At 62.6% G+C, this 19,417-nt stretch carries 14 protein-coding genes; 1 reads left to right on the top strand and 13 read right to left on the bottom strand.

What is annotated here, in order from left to right:
• Window positions 1-67 precede the first annotated feature (67 nt).
• The 13 genes from PSUM_RS05135 to PSUM_RS05200 form a co-directional block, all read right to left on the bottom strand.
• Window positions 68-1,483, bottom strand: a complete 1,416-nt coding sequence (locus PSUM_RS05135; protein ID WP_083349133.1) for an aldehyde dehydrogenase family protein — start codon at window positions 1,481-1,483, stop codon at window positions 68-70.
• Complete coding sequence (locus PSUM_RS05140; RefSeq protein WP_083349134.1) at window positions 1,476-2,666, bottom strand: pyridoxal phosphate-dependent aminotransferase; 1,191 nt, start codon at window positions 2,664-2,666, stop codon at window positions 1,476-1,478. The genes PSUM_RS05135 and PSUM_RS05140 overlap by 8 nt, the downstream gene beginning before the upstream one ends.
• Before the next feature lie 24 nt (window positions 2,667-2,690).
• Window positions 2,691-4,298, bottom strand: a complete 1,608-nt coding sequence (locus PSUM_RS05145) for a 5-guanidino-2-oxopentanoate decarboxylase (RefSeq protein WP_020801316.1) — start codon at window positions 4,296-4,298, stop codon at window positions 2,691-2,693.
• Between the two features lie 10 nt (window positions 4,299-4,308).
• On the bottom strand, window positions 4,309-6,408 hold the full coding sequence (locus PSUM_RS05150; protein WP_083349135.1) for an acetate--CoA ligase family protein: 2,100 nt from the start codon (window positions 6,406-6,408) through the stop codon (window positions 4,309-4,311).
• 17 nt (window positions 6,409-6,425) lie between these two features.
• Window positions 6,426-7,586 carry an acyl-CoA dehydrogenase family protein gene (locus PSUM_RS05155; protein ID WP_020801318.1) on the bottom strand — a complete coding sequence of 387 codons (1,161 nt, stop codon included), beginning with the start codon at window positions 7,584-7,586 and terminating at the stop codon, window positions 6,426-6,428.
• Window positions 7,587-7,630: 44 nt separating this feature from the next.
• Complete coding sequence (locus tag PSUM_RS05160) at window positions 7,631-8,422, bottom strand: enoyl-CoA hydratase/isomerase family protein (RefSeq protein WP_033044763.1); 792 nt, start codon at window positions 8,420-8,422, stop codon at window positions 7,631-7,633.
• A 436-nt stretch (window positions 8,423-8,858) separates the two neighbouring features.
• Window positions 8,859-10,271 carry an amino acid permease gene (locus tag PSUM_RS05170; protein WP_083349137.1) on the bottom strand — a complete coding sequence of 471 codons (1,413 nt, stop codon included), beginning with the start codon at window positions 10,269-10,271 and terminating at the stop codon, window positions 8,859-8,861.
• A gap of 204 nt (window positions 10,272-10,475) precedes the next feature.
• Window positions 10,476-12,737, bottom strand: a complete 2,262-nt coding sequence (locus tag PSUM_RS05175; protein WP_083349138.1) for an ATP-binding protein — start codon at window positions 12,735-12,737, stop codon at window positions 10,476-10,478.
• Window positions 12,734-13,480 (bottom strand): substrate-binding periplasmic protein, encoded by a 747-nt coding sequence (locus PSUM_RS05180; protein WP_020800503.1) that lies wholly within the window; start codon window positions 13,478-13,480, stop codon window positions 12,734-12,736. The genes PSUM_RS05175 and PSUM_RS05180 overlap by 4 nt, the downstream gene beginning before the upstream one ends.
• A gap of 32 nt (window positions 13,481-13,512) precedes the next feature.
• Window positions 13,513-14,229 (bottom strand): response regulator, encoded by a 717-nt coding sequence (locus PSUM_RS05185; protein WP_020800504.1) that lies wholly within the window; start codon window positions 14,227-14,229, stop codon window positions 13,513-13,515.
• A gap of 74 nt (window positions 14,230-14,303) precedes the next feature.
• On the bottom strand, window positions 14,304-14,963 hold the full coding sequence (locus PSUM_RS05190) for a TetR family transcriptional regulator C-terminal domain-containing protein (protein ID WP_020800505.1): 660 nt from the start codon (window positions 14,961-14,963) through the stop codon (window positions 14,304-14,306).
• A gap of 216 nt (window positions 14,964-15,179) precedes the next feature.
• Entirely contained in the window at window positions 15,180-15,971 is a 792-nt protein-coding gene (locus PSUM_RS05195; RefSeq protein WP_020800507.1) for a class II aldolase/adducin family protein, read from the bottom strand.
• Window positions 15,972-16,048: 77 nt separating this feature from the next.
• Window positions 16,049-17,098, bottom strand: coding sequence for an ABC transporter substrate-binding protein (locus tag PSUM_RS05200; RefSeq protein ID WP_020800508.1), 1,050 nt, complete (start codon window positions 17,096-17,098; stop codon window positions 16,049-16,051).
• A 314-nt stretch (window positions 17,099-17,412) separates the two neighbouring features.
• Here PSUM_RS05200 and PSUM_RS05205 point away from each other — a divergent pair, with 314 nt between their 5' ends.
• A complete protein-coding gene (locus PSUM_RS05205) occupies window positions 17,413-19,374 on the top strand; it encodes an oxidoreductase (RefSeq protein WP_083349139.1) in 1,962 nt (653 codons plus the stop codon).
• Window positions 19,375-19,417 lie beyond the last annotated feature (43 nt).

The raw sequence follows: 19,417 nt of genomic DNA on the forward strand, positions 1-19,417 counted from the left end.
ACCCGTGCAAAACCACGCAAGACACCGGGCCTGGGCCCGGTGCATACAGTCTTTGAATCGTTGACGGTCACACCTGGATCGCCTTCACTTCGACGAATTCGCCCAGCCCCTCTTCCCCCCATTCACGCCCGTTACCGGATTGTTTGTAGCCGCCGAACGGCGCCTGATAGTTGAATGCCGCGCCATTGAGGAAGCATTGCCCTGCGCGCAACTGTCTGCCCAGTTGCAAGGCACGCTCGGCACTGCCGGCCCAGACTCCGCTGGACAGGCCAAACGGCGAGTCGTTGGCGATCTGGATCGCCTGCGCCTCATCCTCATAAGGGATCAGGCACAACACCGGGCCGAAGATTTCTTCCTGGGCGATGCGCATGCGGTTGTTAACGTCGGCGAAAAGCGTCGGGCTGACGTAGTAGCCACGCTCGAATTCCGGCGCCGCGTCGCCACCGCACAACAGGCGTGCACCCTCTTCCTGGCCGATCCTGATGTAGTCGAGCACGGTGCGACGTTGCCCGGCGGAGCACATCGGGCCAAGGAAGCTCTGCGGATCCAGCGGATCGCCCATCTTCAGGCTCAGGGTTTCCTCCAGCGCAATTTCCAGCGCCTCGGCATAACGACTGGCCGGCAACAGCATGCGGGTCAACGCGGTGCAGGTTTGGCCGGAATTAATCATCACGTCCTGGACGCCGTAGCGCACCGCCGCCTCCAGATCGGCATCCTCGGCAATCAGCAACGCCGACTTGCCGCCCAGCTCCAGGCACACGCGCTTCACCGAAGGCGCGGCGGCCTGAGAGACGCGAACGCCGGCGCCGGTGGAACCGGTGAACGACACCATGTCCACGTCCGGGTGTTTGGCCAAGGCTTCGCCGACCTTGGAGCCCGGTCCGCTGACCAGGTTGAACACCCCCGCCGGCAGGCCGATGTCCTCGATCATCTGGGCCAGCAAGAACGCGTGCAACGGGGTTTCCTGGCTTGGCTTGACCACCACCGTGCAACCCGCCGCGAGAGCCGGGGCGAGTTTGCCGATCAACTGGTGCAGCGGGTAGTTCCAGGGGTTGATGAACGCACAGACGCCCACCGCCTCGCGGTACACCCGCGAGTTGCCGACCTCGCGCACTTCGTCCATCAGGCCTGCGAGTTCTACGTATTGTTCAAGGCCAATGATCGGCCCGTCCACTTGCACCGAACGGCACCATTGCACCGGCATCCCCAGTTCAGTGGTGATCACCGAGGCCATTTCATCGGCGCGGGTCTTCAGTTGTTCCGCCAACGCACGGATGTAACCGGCACGCACGCTCGACGGAGTGCGCGACCATGGACCAAAGGCCCTGCGTGCAGCAGCCACGGCGTTGTCCACATCGCGTTCATCGCCCAACGGCACGCTGCCCGCCACTTCTTCGGTGGCCGGGTTGATCACTTGCGCGATGCCCTGGCCCGACGGGACTTGCCAGCGTCCATCGATAAACAGCGACTTGTGATTAAGCATGTAGCTGAGCCTCCATCAGTTCCTGGGCGCAACGGGCGATGCGCTGGCAGGCATCGCGCAAGGGTTCAGGGCCAACCACCAGGCCGAGGCGAATATGCCCGGCCGCGCTCGGGCCGAACGCTTCACCGGCGAGTACTGAAACCCCGTGGCGATCGAGCAGGCGATCAGCGAACGCCTGGGCGCTGAGCCCGGTTTCACGGATATCGAGCATCACGAACATCCCGCCATCGGGCTTCAGGGCACGCACGCCCGGGCAATCGGCCAGGTGCTCGCACACCAGGTCGCGACGCTGGCGATAGGCTTCGCGCATGGCGTCCAGTTCCGGCAGATCACTTTCCAATGCCACGACCGCCGCATCCTGAACGAAATCCGGCGAACCGTAGAGCATGCACAGCGCGAGGTTTTCCAGGTGCGCAGCCAGGGACGGCGGCGCCACCACCCAACCCACTCGCCAGCCGGTCATGGCGTGGGATTTCGACAGGCTGTTAAGGGTCGCGGTGCGCTCGGCCATGCCCGGCAGGCTCGCCGGGCTGACGTGTTCGCTGTCGAACAGCAGTTCGCTGTAGACCTCATCGGAAATCAGCCACAGGTCGTGGGCGATGCACAATTCGGCCAACGCTTGCCAGGTGCTGCGCGGCAGGCTTGCACCGGACGGGTTGTGCGGACTGTTCAGCGCCAGGGCACGGGTACGCGGGGTGATGCGCGCGGCGACGTCTTCGGGCAACACGCGAAAGCCGTTCTCCGAACGCACCGGCACCGGCACGACCTTGGCGCCGCAAGCGCCGAACACAGCTTCATAAGTGACGTACATCGGCTCGGCGACGATCACTTCATCGCCCGGATTGAGCACGCACTGGGCCACGCTGAACAGCGCGCACTGGGCGCCGGCCAGCACGGTGACTTCGTCCGCTGTCACCCGCTGCCCGCTGCGTTGATGGTGGCGCTTGGCGATGGCCTCCCGCAAGGCGCGCTTGCCGCGAACCTCGGCATAGTGGGTGTTACCGGCCAACAGACTGTCGATGGCGCCCTGCACGATGGGTTGCGGCGTGTCGAAATCCGGGTCGCCCACGGACAACAGCAGGATGTCCTTGCCCTGCTCCAGCATGGCCAGTGCACGGTAATGAATATCCCAGGCGGCAGCGCCGTCACCGGCGATACGTTGAGTCAGATCGGAAAAGCGCATGGCTTCATCCCCTTGAAATACAAATCAGTGTGCGCAGGCATGCTTGAGTTCGATCAGGGTCACGCCGTTGCGCTTGAAGCCGTGGCGCAGGTCCGTTTGCAACTCGGCCAGGCTTTGCGGTTGGTTCACCGTGCAACCGAACGCGCGCCCGAGGGCCGCGAAGTCGGGGTTGCGCGGCAGCACGCCGATGGGCTCGATATCCAGGCCAAGCATGTCGTCACGAATCTGCCCCAGCGCATCGTTGTTCCACAGCAACACCACCAGCGGGCTGTCCAGTTCCTCGACAGCGGTTGCCAGTTCCTGCGCGGTGTAGAGGAAACCGCCATCGCCGACCAGCACCAGGCCCGGGCGTTGCGGCGCACCGAACTTGGCGCCAATCCCGGCCGGCAGGCCGTAACCCAAGGTGCCGTAGCCGGTCGGGTGTAACCAGCTGCGGGTCGCGGCACTGTCGAACGCGTAGTTGCCGGTGTAGGCCAGTTGAGTCATGTCAGTACTGATGAAGGCGTTTTGCGGCAGCTCTGCGGCAATGCGCTCAAGAATCGACTGATGAATCGATTGCAACGGGCCATGGCTGGCCTTGACCGCTTCACGCAGTGCGCTGACCGAGGCAATCGCAGCGCTTGCATCACGTACCTCGGATGGCAGTCGCTCGAGCAGGCCACAGAGGGTTTGTTGCGCATCGCCATGCAAGGCCACGGCGCAAGGGTAGAAGTCGTTGAACTTGCGCGGGTCGATGTCCACTCGCAGCAGCTCAGCGTTGAGCGGCAGGCGCTCACGCCAGAAGTCGGTGTCGGCCATTTCGGTGCCGACCGCCAGCACCACGTCGGCCTCGGCGATCAGGTTCCAGCCCGGTTCCACACACAGTGAGGAACCGGCGTTGAGCGGCGCATCCGGTGGCAACAAGCCCTTGCCCGCGACACTGGTGAACAGCGGCGCAGCCAGTCGGGTGCTGATTTCCTGCAGCTGCGAGGCGGCATCAAGTGCACCGCCACCGGCGATGATCATGGGTCGTTTCGCACCGTTGAGCTTGGCCACGGCCTGATCGAGTGCAGTGGCGGATGCCGGACCACGCCCCGGACGGCGTACCACGTCGTTGCTCCAGTCACGGGCGATCGGCGCCGACAACACGTCCAGCGGCACCGAAATGTGCACCGGGCGCGGACGCTCGCTGTCGAACACCGCATAGGCGCGGGCGATCAGCTGCGGCAAGTCTTCGGCAGTCAGGGCCACCGCTGAGAATGCAGTGATCGGCGCCGTCATTGCGCGCTGATCCTGGCACTCGTGCAGGATGCCCCAGCCCTTGCCGAGGCTGGCCGTGTGGTTGACGCTGGATATCACCAGCATCGGAATCGAATCGGCGTAGGCCTGGCCGATGCCGGTGGCGGCGTTGGTCACACCGGGACCGGTGATCACGAAGCACACGCCGGGTTTACCGCTGACCCGGGCATAGCCGTCGGCCATGAAACTGGCGCCTTGTTCGTGGCGGGTCAGCACGTGGCGAATGCCGCTGCCGGGCAGTCCGCGATACAGCTCAAGGGTGTGTACACCGGGAATGCCGAACACGGTATCGACGCCGTAGTTGGCCAGCAGGCGCACCAGCGCCTGGCCACCGGTCAAGGTTTTGTCTTGCATATTCAGGTCCTCACGCATGAGCGATGCGAATCAACGCATCGACCGCGGTCGTGCCATCGGCACCGACCAACAATGGGTTCACATCGAGCTCCAGCAGTTGCCCGGCGTTTTCGCAGGCGTAGTCGGCCACGGCGCGGATCGCCGCTACCAGCGCTTCGAGATCCGCCGCCTGGCGACCGCGGAAACCTTGCAGCAACGGGGCGCTGCGCAGGCTCAGCAAGGCCTGGCGGATCGCGCCGTCCGTGGTCGGCAGCAACAGGCTGCGGCTGTCCTTGAGCAACTCCACCAGAATCCCGCCGGCGCCAATCACCAGCGCCAGGCCAAAATCGTTTTCGCGCTTGATGCCAACGATCAGCTCGGCCAATGGCGGCTTGGCCATGGGTTCCAGCAGCAGTTGATCGAAGGCCACCTGCGGCGCGTACGCTTTAATGCTGGCGCGCATCCTGTCCAACGCGGCGCTCAAAGCGGTGTCGTCCTTGAGATTCAGTGCCACTGCACCGGCTTCGGTCTTGTGCGGCAGTTGTGCGCTGACGGCTTTGACCACCAGCGGATAGCCCAGCGCCGCGGCGTCCTTCAGCGCATTGTCTGGTGTGCTCAACACGCCGTCGGGCGTCGGCAGGCCGAATGCACGCAAGGCCTGCTTGGAATCCCATTCGTTGAGCAGTTGCCCTTCGCCCGCCAGCGCTTGAGGGCACAGCGGCACCAGTGCCGACTCGCCCAGCGTCAACAATGCCTGGCGCTTGCGTGGGTATCCGGCGATACGCCCCCACGCCGCCAAGCCGTCTTCGACGCCCTGCAAGGCCGCCACACCCTGGGCATGCAAATGCTCACGGGCGTGAGGCGGCAGCAGTTCCGGGAAAGCCGAGGTGACGAAACCGGTCTTGCCGTGACGTTCCAGCGCCTTGCAGTAGAGGTCGAGCAACAGGTCGCATTCCTTGCGCTCGCCGGTAAATTGCGCCGGGTAGTCGAGCACCAGCATCGCTGCATCGGCTGGCGTGCGCAGGGCGCTGTCGAGCATGCGGTCCAGGGCTTCGCCGTCGCCCCAGATGGCGGTGGTGAAATCCAGTGGGTTGACCAGGTTAGCGTAGCTGGGCAGCACTTGTGCCAGTTCGCTGACTTGCCCGGCATCGAGCTTGGGCAAGCCCAAGTCGTTGCGTTCGGCGTAGTCGGCGATCAGGCCAGCATCGCCACCCGAGCAGGCTAGCGCGATCAGACTGTTGCCCGCCGGCAGGTTTCCGCAGGCCGCCGCTTTCAGGGTTTCGACGAAACTCACGGGGCCGCTGACGCGGATTACCCCGAGGCGATCGAACAGCGCGTCGTACAGTGCATCGGAACCAGATAGCGAACTGGTGTGACTGAGGGCCAGTTCGGCACCGATCTGCGACACGCCGGTTTTCAAGGCGATGATTGGAATGCCCTTCTCCAGCGCCTTGTGCGCGGCGCGGGCAAAACCCGGGACGTTCTTCAGGCCTTCCAGATGCAGGCCGATGGCGGTGACGCGCGGCTCGTCGAGCAGCACGTCCATCAGTTCGGCCACCCCCAGTTGCGCCTGGTTGCCGACCGAGGCCATGTAGGCCACCGGCAGCGAGCGGTCGCTCATGGACAGGTTGTAGGCGAAATTGCCGCTTTGGGTCAGCACCGCCACGCCCTTCTCCACCGCTTTGCCCCCATGGGCCACCGGCCACAGCGCGCTGCTGTGCAGGTAGTCGAGCAGGCCGTAGCAGTTGGGGCCGAGCAAGGCCATGTCGCCCGCGGCTTCAAGCAGCTGCTGTTGCAAGGCCTGGCCTTCGGTGCCGGTTTCGGCGAAACCAGAGGCATAGCAGATAGCGCCGCCGGTGCCGATGGCGGCCAGTTGTGAGACGCAGGTCAGGGTCAGCTCACGGTTGGTGGCGATGAACACTGCGTCCGGCCCGCACGGCAGGTCAGTAATGTTGCGCACGCAAGGCACGCCTTCGAGGCTGTCGTGCTGCGGGTTGACCAGCCACATTTGCCCTGGGTAGCCGCCCTCGGCGCAGCGCTTGAGGGCGCGGGCCATGCTGCGCCCGCCGACAAAGGCCACATGCCGTGGCGCGAGCATGCGCTTGAGGTTGTCACGAATAGTCTGGGACATGGCAATTCTCCGGGCGATCAGCGCAGCAGCGGCCGCAGCAGTTCGCGGGAAATGATGTGCCGCTGGATTTCCGAGGTGCCTTCCCAGATCCGTTCGATCCGCGCATTACGCCAGATACGTTCCACCGGACCTTCGTCCATCAGGCCCATGCCACCGAATATCTGCACCGCCTCGTCTGCCGCGCGACCGAGCACTTCACTGGCGAACAGCTTGGCCATGCCGGCCTCACCATCGGTCATGGTGCCCTGGTCCATTTTCCAGGCGGTGTGCAGGGTCAACAGTTCGGCGGCGCGGATTTGCGTGGCCATGTCGGCCAGCTTGAACGACACGCCTTGGTAGGTGCCGATGGCCTGGCCGAACTGTTTGCGATCGGCCGCCCATTGCAGCGACACGTCCAGCGCCCGTTGCGCCTGGCCTACGCAGTTGGCGGCGACCATCACCCGGCCGGCTGTGAGCCAGGCGTTGGCCACGTCCCACCCCTTGCCGACTTCGCCCAGGACCTTATTGGCCGGTACGCGGCAGTCGTCGAAGAACATTTCGAAGGTGTGGTAACCACGGTTGCTCACACACTTGGGCCCCCGGCGGATGGTCATGCCCGGGGTGTTGCGGTCGACCAGGAACGAGGTCACGGCGTTGCGCTTCTTGCCGTTGTGTTCGTAGGTGTCGGTGACGGCAAAGACGATGGCGAAATCGGCGTGCCCGGCGTGACTGATGAAGTGTTTGCTGCCGTTGAGGACAAAGTCGTCGCCCTCACGCACGGCGCGGGTCTTGATCGCGTTGGCGTCGGAGCCGGCACCTGGTTCGGTCAGGGCGAAGCAGTCGATTTTCTCGCCTTGGATGCACGGCAACAGGTAGTCGTTGATCTGCTCGCCGGTGCAGGCCATGAGGATCTTCGACGGCCGCGCGACAAACACGTGCAGCGCCCAGGAGACCTTGGACAGCTCACGTTCGATCAGTGCCTGGGACAAGTAATCGAGGCCACCACCGCCTACCTCCTCGGGCATGTTGAAGGCATAGAAACCGGCGGCGATCGCCTTGCCACGGATCTGCGCGGCCAATTGCGGGGAAACTTCGTCGGCGCGGTCGACCTCGGTTTCATAGGGCAGCAGTTCCTTCTCGACGAAGCTGCGTACCGAGTCCACCAACATTTCTTGTTCTTGGGTCAGTTGGAAATTCATGGGTGCTACCTGTTGTTCGAGTGCTGTTAAAGGTTTACCGAGGGTCAGCGACCGATAAAACGCGCCGGGCGTTTTTCCGTGGCGGCGCGCAACGCTTCGTTGCCGTCTTCGCTGCGACCGCACAACAGGCCGGCAGCCAGTTCCGCTTGCAGTTGCTCGGCCAGGCTGCGATCGGCGCCTTCGCGCATGAGCTTTTTGGTCTGGGCGAAGGCAAAGGTTGGCCCGGCGGCCAGGCGTGCGGCGAGCTCGCCAGCGACGCTCAATAGTTGATCGTCAGCGCAAACTTCGCCGACCAGGCCAGCGGCCAGGGCACGGTCGGCACCCCACAGTTCGTCGAGGAACAGCAGCCGTTTGGCTTGCTCGGTGCCGATCAACCGTGGCAGGTGCCAACTGGCGCCGGCGTCTGGCGAGTAGGCCATGCTGGTGTAGCCCGCCTTGAACCGGGCAGACTGCCCGGCGATGCGCAGGTCGCAGCACAGGGTCAAGTCCATCCCGGCCCCGACGGCGGTGCCGTTGATGGCGGCGATGGTCGGTTTATCCAGGCTGTGCAAACGGGTCATCAGGGCGTGGGCGGTTTCGGTCCAGCCGTAGGTTTCCAGTGCGCCACGCGCCTCGGCTTCGGCCCATTCAGCCAGGTCGGCGCCGGCGCAGAAACTGCGACCGCTACCCGTCAATACCACCACGCGCACCGCAGGATCAGCGTTGAAGGCGTCGAGCAAAGCGTGCAGGTTTTTTAGCGTCGGAATGTCCAGCGCATTGCGCTGGGCGGTGCGATTGAGGGTGATCCAGGCAACGCCGGCTTCGACCTGACTGAGCAGAGAATCGTGGGTAGTCATGCGAATCCTCGAATTATTGTGATTGGTCTGAGGTGATGCGACTTGAGGCCATACTAAACGAGTGTTCAGTAAGGCGGCAATTACTCGTGAGATTGGCTGTAACAAACCAAAATCCGCGTAAGCATCTGTTTTATCTGGATTATTTATCTAGATTCAGCACTGCGCGTTTGGCGCTGTTACAACTTCGAACAACTACCGACAGGCGGCTGTAGGAGCGAGCATGCTCGCCATGGTCACCAACGATTACGCGGGAAACCTGACACCCCGCGGCGTTCTCGGGTTCATCGCGAGCATGCTCGCTCCTACAGAGAGGCCCGAAACAACTGTGGGAGCGAGCCTGCTCGCGAAGGCGGCACCACACTCAACATCCCTGTTGACTGATGCACCGCTTTCGCGAGCAGGCTCGCTCCCACAAGGGGGGGGGTGAGACAGGGGTTTATGCGCTCGGCAGGCTCGGCGCCAACACCTCTTCACGCTTGCGATGGAACAGGAAATACGCGCCATAACACAGCGCAATAAATCCAAAGCCCCAATACAGTGATGGTCGCTGGGTTTCATCCAGTGCCAGGAACACGAAGAGCGAGCAGCACAGCGTGATGCACATCAGCGGCAACACCGGGAACCACGGCGCGCGGTACTTGAGGTCGCTGAGCTTGCCGCCGTCGCGCAGGTAGGCCTTGCGGAACTTGTACTGCGCCAGGGCGATGACAATCCAGGTCACGGTGCCGGACATCCCGCTCACCGCCATCAACACCATGAACAAGGTGTCGGCGGCAATAAAACTGGTCATCAGCGACACCAGGGCGAAACACAAGGTGATGCTCAACGCACGCAATGGCACGCCACGCTTGCTCAACGGCGCCAGGCTTTTTGGCGCCATGCCGGTTTTCGACATGGCCCACAGGATGCGCGTAGAGGCATACAGGCCGGAGTTGCCCACCGACAGGATCGCCGTGAGGATCACGAAGTTCATCAGGTCGGCGGCGTAGGGGATGCCGACCATGTCGAGCACTTGCACGAACGGACTTTCCATCAGCCCAGCCTGCTGCCACGGCACGATGGCCGACAGTACGACGATTGCCAGGACGTAGAAGATCAACACGCGAAACACCACGTTGCGCACGGCGCGGGGAATGCTTTTTTCCGGCTGGTCGGTTTCGCCCGCCGCCACACCCATGATCTCGCAGCCCTGGAAGGCGTAGACCACAGTCATCATCACCGCGAATACCGCGGACATTCCGTTAGGGAACAACGAATCGCCGATCAGGTTGGTCATCATGGGTGCAGGCGCGCCACTGGTCAGCGGGATTGCGCCGAAGATCACCAGCACACCGACCACAATGAACCCGAGAATCGCCGCCACCTTGATCCCGGAGAACCAGTATTCCGCCTCACCGAAGGCACGGGTTGCCATCGCGTTGATGCCGAACAGCACTACCACGAACAACGCTGACCAATACCAGATCGGCACCTCCGGGAACCAGCGCGTCATCAACATGCCAGCTGCGGTGAACTCAAGGCCTACGGTGGTGGCCCAGCTCATCCAGTACACCCAGCCGATCATGAAGCCGGTGGCCGGGCCGATGAACTTGGTCGCGTGGGTCTGGAACGAACCGGACACCGGCATCTGCACCGACAATTCGCCGAGGCAGACCATCACCAGGTACATCAGGAAGCCGGCGACCAGATAGGCCAGGATCGCTCCCACCGGCCCGCCCTGGTTGATGGTCACGCCGGAGCCCATGAATAGCCCGGTGCCGATCACGCCGCCCAGGGACAACATGAAAATGTGCCGACTTTTCAGGGCCCGAGTCAGCTGGATGCCTTTACGATCGGTGTTTTCGCTCATGCCCGGCACCCCGACTCGCTGAGGCGGGCAGCGCATGACGGGAAGTCAGGCAGGGAGGAAGCAGCTTTACGGCAATTCATTATTATTATCTCCAATAAGCTTCGAAGACCGCGCTGCGGCGGTTGCGTCGATTATTGGAAAGCCATGTAAGGCCCTGTTGTACGTAAAGATCGAAGTTGTAGAAAGTCGTAACAAATTTGTACGTCAGCTCTGCAACAGGCCTTTGAGCGTGTGCAGCGAACCTTGCAGTTGCGCTTCGACCAAGGGCACCAACGATCGAATCGCGGTTTGGTCATTGCCCAGCGCCGCGATTTCCAGACTCCGTAATGCCTCGGCCAAGGCACGAAACCCCAGGGAATCGCCGCTGCCGGCCAGGCGGTGCGCCAGTTGTGCGACTTCGGTGCAATCATCGGCCTCAATGGCTTCGCCCAGTGCCTCACGGTGTTGCACGATTGAGTCGCGCAATACGGTCAGCAAGCCCTGTACTTTCTGCTCGCCAAGCAAACTGCGATGGGTCTGCAGCAACGGCCAGTCCATCGCTGCGTCGTCAACCTCGGACAGGCCGGTAGTTGCCCGCCCCGCCAGCACCTGTCGCAGGTTGTCCAGCTTCAGGGGTTTGGCCAGGATGCCATCCATGCCCGCATCCAGATAACCGCGTACCAACGCCGGTTGCACGCTGGCGGTCAAGGCAAAGATGCGCGTCTCACGGTTAGGTCCGTCGTTGTCACGGATCTGTTTGCACAACTGGACGCCGCTCATGCCCGGCAGGTGCACGTCCAGCAAGATCAGATCGAAGCTGCGCGCCGAGCATTGCGCCCATGCCTGTTCAGCGTCGTTGGCCAGCCACACTTGATGCCCGTCCCGTTGCAACAGGCCCTCGGCCACTTCGCGGTTGAGCGCCACGTCCTCGACCACCAGGATGTCCAGCGCCGGGCCCGCCGCATAAGTGGGCGTCGAGGCAATGGCCTCGATGGCCGGCTGCAACGTCAACTCGAACCAGAAACAACTGCCGCGCTCGACTTCGCTGCTGACGCCGATGCAGCCCCCCATCTTCTCCACCAGATGCTTACAGATGGCCAGCCCCAGTCCCGTGCCGCCATAACGCTGTGCGACTTCTTCGCTGGCCTGGGTGAATCGCTCGAAAATCTTCGCCTGCATCGCCGGGGCTATACCGATGCCGTTGTCGGTGACACTCACCCGCAGACGCTGTCCGCCCAGATCTGGCGGCAATGCGAGCAATGCCACTTCGACACAGACGTCACCGTTTTCTGTGAACTTGATCGCGTTGGCCAACAGGTTACTCAGCACCTGGCGCAGGTATTGCTCGGCACCGTGGTGATGCTCGGCCACCCGTTGATCGACGCGGCAATGCAGGATCGTGTCATTGTCCAGCGCCTTGGGTTCCAGCAGCGTGAGGACTTCATCGAGCAATTGGCGCATCGAGAAATTCACCGGTTCCGGGAGGCTGGTGCCCTCCTCCAGCTTGGCGAAATACAGCACTTCATTGAGGATCGTCAGCAGCCCCTCGCCGGCCTTGTGCAGCGCATCCAGGCGTCTGCTGTCCTGCGGGTCGAGACGGGCACCGCTCAGCAGCTCGGCCATGCCAAGGATGCCATTGAGTGGCGTGCGCAGTTCGTGGCTCATGGTGGCCAGAAACCGTGATTTGGCGAGGTTGGCCGCTTCGGCGTCGTCCTTGGCGCGCATCAGGCTGGCCGTGCGCCGCTCGACCATGCGCAGTAATTCGTCGCGGTTGTCCTGCAGGGCCAGGCGGTCGGTTTCCCGGCGGTCGATGTCGCTGAGGATCGCCCTGCGCATGTCATCGAGGGCATGGGCCACGGTGTCGATTTCGTCGTTTTGCGCGCCAGGACGCTTGTCCAGGCGCAGCGGCTCGTGCCATTGCCCTGCGGCAATGCGCCGGGCAAATTCGGCCATGACTTTCAGATGCCGGGTCACCAGGCGATAAAACAGCCCCGACAACGCCACCGCCAGACCGCAGAAAAACACCGCCATCCACAACAGGTTGGTCAAGCCGGTGGCATACAGGCGTTGATACACCGCTCCCAGGTCGGTGCTGACTTCCAGCTCGCCGAGATGGCGCAAGGGACCGGCAGGTGGTTGGTAATCCAGGGCAAAGCGCTCGATGCGCAACGGCCCTGCCGGCGCGGGATTGCCTTGCACCAGGTCGAAATCGGGACCGGTCAAATGCACCCTGGCGACGTCGGAGAAATCCACCAGGCCGCGCAGTTGCACATTCAATTGCTCTTGGTTCAGGTCCCAGAGACTGCGCTCCAGGCTGGCCAGGTAACCGGCGCGGATCAGCTCCATGCGCGAGTCGATCTCGCGCATTTCCCGGCGATACTCGATATACAACTGCACGCTGCTGGCCAGCACGGTAAAACACAGGCTGAACAGCAGGATGAACCACAGCAGGCGCCGCAGCAGTCCACCGGCACGTGCGCGGATCATTGTGCGTTCGCCGGCAGGTTGATCATGTCGCGGTAGATGACCTCGCTTTCATTGAGAAGGCGCTGGATATCACCGGCATCCACCATGCGCTGCAACTGCGCATCAATCTGCGGCATGTGGGCGGACAACGGCGAACGGCGGGAAACGGCGACCCGCAAATAGTCCACGCTCAGGGCCTTGGGCAAGGCCACGATGTCCTGGGCGCCAGGCAGGGTTTCCACGTACAGCTCACCGGTGCGGCGCTCCTGGGTGATGAAATCGATGCGCCCGCGAATCAGCTTGCCGAAATTCTGGCGGCTGCTGGCGACCCATTCGATGTTGTTGTGTTGTGCGACCATGCGATCGAATGCCAGGCCGTAGCTTTCACCGAACAGCAAGCCGCCACGGTAGTGGGCCAGATCCTGCAGTTGTTCGAACTTCACCGGATGCTGGCGATTGATGAACAGCGCCACCTCTTCGCGCAGTACCGCAACGGTGGAAAACAACATGCTCTGTTCCCGTTGCGCGGTGCTGTAGGCGAGCACCACATCGACCCGGCCTTCGGCAACGTCCAGCAGGCAGCGTTTCCAGTTACCCAGCACCACAATCTCGACCTCATAGCCGAGTTGGCCGAATAACTGCCTGACCACACTGGGCGCCAGGCCACGCACTTGTTTGCCGTCGCTCCAGGAAATCGGCGGGTACACCGGGTAATCGCAATAGCGGATCTTGTCCGCCGCCTGCACGTTGCTCGCCAATAACATCAGTAACGCCCAGAGCAACCGTCCCACCGTCGTCACGCCGCCAGGCTGGCAGTGAACAGGTAGCCGGCGCCATGGATGGTGATGATCAGTTGCGGTTCGGCGGGATCGTCATGCAGTTTGCGGCGCAAGCGCCCCACCAGCACGTCGATCGAGCGGTCGTTGGGCACCCATTCGCGGTTGCGGATCTGGTCCATCAATTGATCGCGGCTAAGGGTGTGGCCGCTGTTGCGCAAAAATACACTGAGCAACTGGTACTCGCCGTGGGTCAGCAAGGTCTCGCTGCCGTCCGGATCGATCAAGCGCCGGCGGTCGGTGTCCAGCGCCCAGTCGGCGAATTGCTTGACCGGTTTGGCGACAGCGGCAACCGGCTGTGGCGCCTGCGCATGGCGTACCCGGCGAATGAGGTTTTTTGCCCGCGACACCAGTTCCCGTGGATTGAGAGGTTTGATCACGTAGTCATCGGCGCCGCATTCGAGGCCGACGATTCGGTCGATTTCGTCATTGCGCCCGGTGATCAGGATGATCCCGACTTCCGATCGCACGCGCAGTTCGCGGGTCAGGGTCAGGCCGTCCTTGCCTGGCAGGCGGATATCAAGCATGACCAGGTCGACAGCCTGGCTGGCCAGGAAGGTTTCGGCCAGTTCCGCCGTGGCGGCGCAGTGCACGTCGTAGCCTTCCTGTGACAGGTAGGCATGCAACAGTTCGCGAATCAGCGGATCGTCATCGACGATCAGTACCCGAGGAGTCATTGCTGGGTGTCCTGCTTGTTTCTTATTAGAGGGCTTGCATCAGTGCCAGAGAGTAGCCACTGCTGAACGGGCGATCAACAGCTACTCGTCTGCACGCAAAACCGCTGCCGGCCGCCGGCCTGCAAACCGTCGACCCAGGCTTCGCAAATCTGGATGCCCTGCTCGGGGGTAAAGGTCCCGGGATTGAGCCCGGACTCCAGCCACAGGCCATCGAGCAACGCGCTAAGGCTGATCGCGGCCAGGTCGGCGTCGAAGTGCTCTCCCCCTTCCTCCCACCCCTCCTCCTGCGCCAACTCCCTGAGCACCTTGCCCAGGATCGCGCGGTACTCGCCATAGGAATGCTCGTGGGCTTGATTGATCGCCTCGGCGGTTTTCACTGCGCCCCAGAAGGCGAGCCAGGCGTCGATCAGTTGCGGGTCGAGCAGTTCGGCGCAGAAGGACGCGCGAAAGAACGCCGACAAACGCTCCCGGCCAGTGGGTGCCGCTTGCTCCATGGCGTCGCGCAACAGCGTCATGACGCGCCCGGTGATCGCCATGTAGGCCTCGGCCACCAGTTCGTCCTTGCCCGAATAGTGATGGCTGATCAGCCCGACCGATACGCCCGCCTCAGCGGAAATCTTGCGGATCGACGCCCCCTGGAAACCATGGCGCTTGAGGCACACCAGTGTCGCCTCGATCAGATTGGCCTTGCGCAACTCCGGTTCCATGCGGGAAAAACGGGCTTCCTGATTCATGGGCGACTGCTCCTGGTTTGTCGATCGTTGGGGCTCGCGTTATGGCTTGCGAGTTGAACGAATGTACAGCAAGAGTATGCCCGCCTGAAAGATCGCCTTCGCGAGCAGGCTCGCTCCCACAGGTTTCTTGTCGTGCACGATATTTCCCAACGCCTTGACCAATTGTGGGAGCGAGCCTGCTCGCGAAGGCGTCAGTTCATTCACACATGATCCCGATCAGTCCCGATACCCCGGCGCCACCCGCTCCAACAATCGCAGTAACGCCGCCCAAGCCAATTGCATGGCATCAGGGTCGCTCAACTCACCCTCTTCCAGCGGCCGCCCCGGGTCATTGAACTGGCGCTCGGTATGCGCGCACACCTGCGCCGGTGGCAGGACCAACTCCCCGGCCGCCTGCGCCGCCAGCTGGATTTCGCAGGCCTTTTCCAGGTAATACATGCGCAAAAATGCCTGGCTCACGGTTTCGCCGACGGTCAGCAGGCCGTGGTTGCGCAGCATCAGCACCGGCTTGTCGCCCATGTCGGCCACCAGTCGCTGTTGCTCACTCATGTCCAGGGCCACGCCCTCGTAGTCGTGGTAGGCCACCCGGCCGTAGAACTCCATGGAAATCTGGTTCACCGGCAACAACCCGCACTTCAACGCCGCCACTGCACAACCGGATTTAGTGTGGGTGTGCAGCACGCACTGCGCATCTTCGCGGGCACCGTGGATGGCGCTGTGAATCACGAACCCGGCCGGATTGACCGGGTACGGCGACGGCTCCACCGCGTTGCCATCGAGGTCGATCTTCACCAGGTTGGACGCGGTGATCTCATCGAACATCAGCCCGTAGGGATTGATCAGGAAGTGATGCTCCGGCCCTGGAATACGCACCGAGATGTGAGTGAAGATCAGGTCGGTCATGCGAAAGTGTGCAATCAGGCGATAACAGGCCGCCAGCTCTTCTCGCAGGCGCTGTTCGGTCGCGCTGCGTTCAGGGGCGGTCAGGGCGGTTGCGATGTTACTCATCGTTCGGGGTCTCCAGGGTGTTCGGTTGGGCAGACAGTAAGGCTGGACGCTTCGACAGGTCCAGCCATCCCCTGTACTTATTTGCTGGCCCAGGCGTTGAAACGTTCTTCCAGTTCTTCGCCATGGTCGACCCAGAAGCCGACGTTCATCGACAACGCGCCCTTGAGGTTCTGCGGCGCCGTGGGCACCCATTGCGCCAGTTTGTCATCGAGCCGCGCGGCGGCCTGGGTATTGGTCGGACCGTAGGGGATTTGCTCGACGTATTTCACCTGTGCATCCGGCTGGTTGGCAAAGGCGATGAAGCGCTTGGCCTGGTCGACGTGCCTGGAGCCCTTGATGATTGCCCAGTAGTCCATGCCGTACAGGCTGCCGGGCCAGACCAGGCCCAGATGACTGCCTTTCTGCGCGGCGTCGGCGATGCGCCCACTGTAGGTCGAGGTCATCACCACGTCGCCAGCGGTCAGCCATTGCGGCGGTTGCGCCCCGGCCTCCCACCACTGGATGTAGGGCTTTAGCTCAGTGAGCTTGGCAAATGCACGGTCCACGCCTTGCGGGGTACCGAGTACCTTGTACACGTCTTCGGTTTTCACGCCGTCCGCCAGCAGGGCGAACTCCAGGTTGTACACCGCACGCTTGCGCAGCCCGCGCTTGCCGGGGATTTTCTGTACGTCCCAGAAATCTGCCCATGACGTCGGGGCCTGGGCCAGTTTGTCGCGATCGTAGGCAATCGCCACGCTCCACACCAACGCGGCGGACCCGCACTCTTGCGCCGCCTCGGGGATCAACTCTTCGCTGCCACCCAGGCGATTCCAGTCCAGTCGCTCATACATGCCCTCTTCGCAGCCACGCATCAGGTCCGGACCTTCGATCTGCACCACGTCCCAGTCGACGTTGCCGGTGTCGACCATCACTTTGATCCTGGCCATTTCACCGTTGTATTCGCTCTGGATCACCTTGCTTTGATCCACGGCGGCAAAAGGCTGGAAGAACGCCACGTCCTGGGCTTTTTGTCCGGCGCCGCCATAACCGACCACCACCATGTCCGACGCTGCCTGTGCGCTGCCAAGGCCCATGGCCAGGGTCAGCGCCAAGGGATAAAAACCGTGCTTGAGCGTATTCGATTTCATCAGTGGTTCCTCGTGCAGGTGCCAGGCGACCCAAGGTCGGCATGGCCCTTTTTTATTGTTGGTGAGGTTCGCCCCAGGAGCGGGCTCGACACGAAACTAATCAAGGCCAAGTAAAAAAACAAGTTGATTTTTTACTACGGGTAAATTTTTATAGACCCAACAAAAACAACGAATACCTGCTGCCTCTGTAGGAGCGAGCATGCTCGCGATGGGGGCCAACGATAACGCGGGCTGCCTGAATGCCCGCGTTATGGTTTACGTCCATCGCGAGCATGCTCGCTCCTACAGGTCAGCCCGCCCGGAGTATGCGCACCATGTCGAGCCCGACCCCAGCTTTTGCTCACCTGTTCGAACCCTTGCAGATCCGTGGCAAGCGCCTGAAAAACCGCATCATGTCCAGCGGTCACGACACCTCCATGCCCACTGACAACCTGGTGAACGAGCAGCTGATTGCCTATCACCGGGCACGTGCCGAAGGCGGCGTCGGGCTGATCGTGCTGCAGGTGGCCGGGGTGCATGACAGTGCGCGGTACACCTCCCACGTTCTGATGGCTACCGACGATGAATGCATCGAGGGCTACCGCAAGCTGGCGCAAACCTGCCACGCCCACGGCACGGTGGTGCTGTCGCAGGTGTTCCACCCGGGACGGGAAATCATGGAATCCAGCGATGGCCTGCTGGCCGTGGCTTACTCGGCATCGGCGGTGCCCAACGAGCGCTTCCGGGTTATGCCACGGGCGCTGGACCAGGCAATGATCGACGAGATTGTCGAGGGTTACGCGGCGGCGGCCCGACGCCTGCATCAAGCCGGCATCGATGGCGTGGAAGTGGTTGCCAGTCACGGTTACCTGCCGGCGCAGTTCATCAACCCGCGCGTCAACCGGCGCACCGACGGCTACAACGGCGAGCTGGAGCAGCGCCTGCGTTTCCTGCGTGAAGTCATCGCTGCGATTCGCGCTGCGACCGACGAGCACTTCATCATCGGCCTGCGCATCTCTGCCGATGAACGCGACCCCGAGGGGCTGACCGAAGACGAGTCCCTGGCTGCCGTGCAATCGCTGCAACCCCTGCTGGACTACGTTCACATTGTCGCCGGCACCTCGGCATCGCTCGGGGGGGCCGTGCACATCGTGCCGCCGATGGCGATCGAAGCGGCCTACCTGGCCAAGGAGGCTGGCACCTTCAAGGCTGGCTTGAGCATTCCGTTGTTCGTCACCGGGCGCATCAACCAGCCCCAGGAAGCCGAGCTGATTCTGGCGCGTGGCCAGGCCGATGTGTGCGGCATGACGCGGGCGTTAATCTGCGATCCGCAAATGCCCAACAAGACCGACGACGGCCGCGTGGAAGATGTGCGCGCGTGCATTGCCTGCAATCAGGCGTGCATCGGGCACTTCCACAAGGGCTTGCCGATTTCCTGCATCCAGCACCCGGAAACCGGTCGTGAATTGATATTTGGCCAGCGCCAAGCGACTGTAAAACGTAAGCGCATCATGGTCGTCGGCGGTGGGCCGGCCGGGATGAAAGCCGCTGCGGTGGCCGCCCAGCGCGGGCATGAGGTGACCCTGTACGAAGCCAGCGCGCAACTGGGCGGCCAGGTGTTGCTCGCGCAACTGCTGCCACGGCGCAGTGAATTCGGGGGTGCCAGCACCAACCTGCAGCGGGAAATGCAATTGGCCGGGGTGCGTGTGGTGCGCAATACCCGGGTCGACCGCGCTCTGGTGGAGCAGGAAAAGCCGGACACGGTGATCGTCGCCACCGGTGCTGAACCCTATTGGCCGCCCTTCGAGCGCGGTGGCGAGCTGCACGTGGTGGATGCCTGGCAAGTGCTGCGTGAGGAGGTAAAAATCGGCCGCTCGGTGGTGGTGGTCGATTGGCGCTGCGACTGGATCGGCCCCGGTATCGCCGAGCGCCTGACCCGTGCCGGACATCAAGTGCAACTGGCGGTCAACGGCACCCATTGCGGGGAAAACCTGCCGCTGTACGTGCGCGATCAATTGGCTGGCGAGTTGCACAAGCTCGCCATTCCCGTCATCCCTTACGCCCGGTTGTACGGTTGTGACGACAACACGGTCTACCTGCAACACACCGCCAGCGGCGAGCCGATGCTGATGGAGAACGTCGATACGCTGGTGCTTTGCCAGGGCCATCAGCCAGTGGATACCCTGGGCGCGCAACTGCAAGGCCTGGTGGAATTTCGGCGTATCGGCGACTGCCTGGCGCCGCGTACCGCCGAAGAAGCGATTTATGAGGGACTTAAAGTCGCGTGGGAGCTTTAAGCCTGTTTATACTCCGGGGCTTTAGCGCCAACCTTTGTAGGAG

Source organism: Pseudomonas umsongensis, from assembly GCF_002236105.1.
GTDB lineage: Bacteria > Pseudomonadota > Gammaproteobacteria > Pseudomonadales > Pseudomonadaceae > Aquipseudomonas > Aquipseudomonas umsongensis.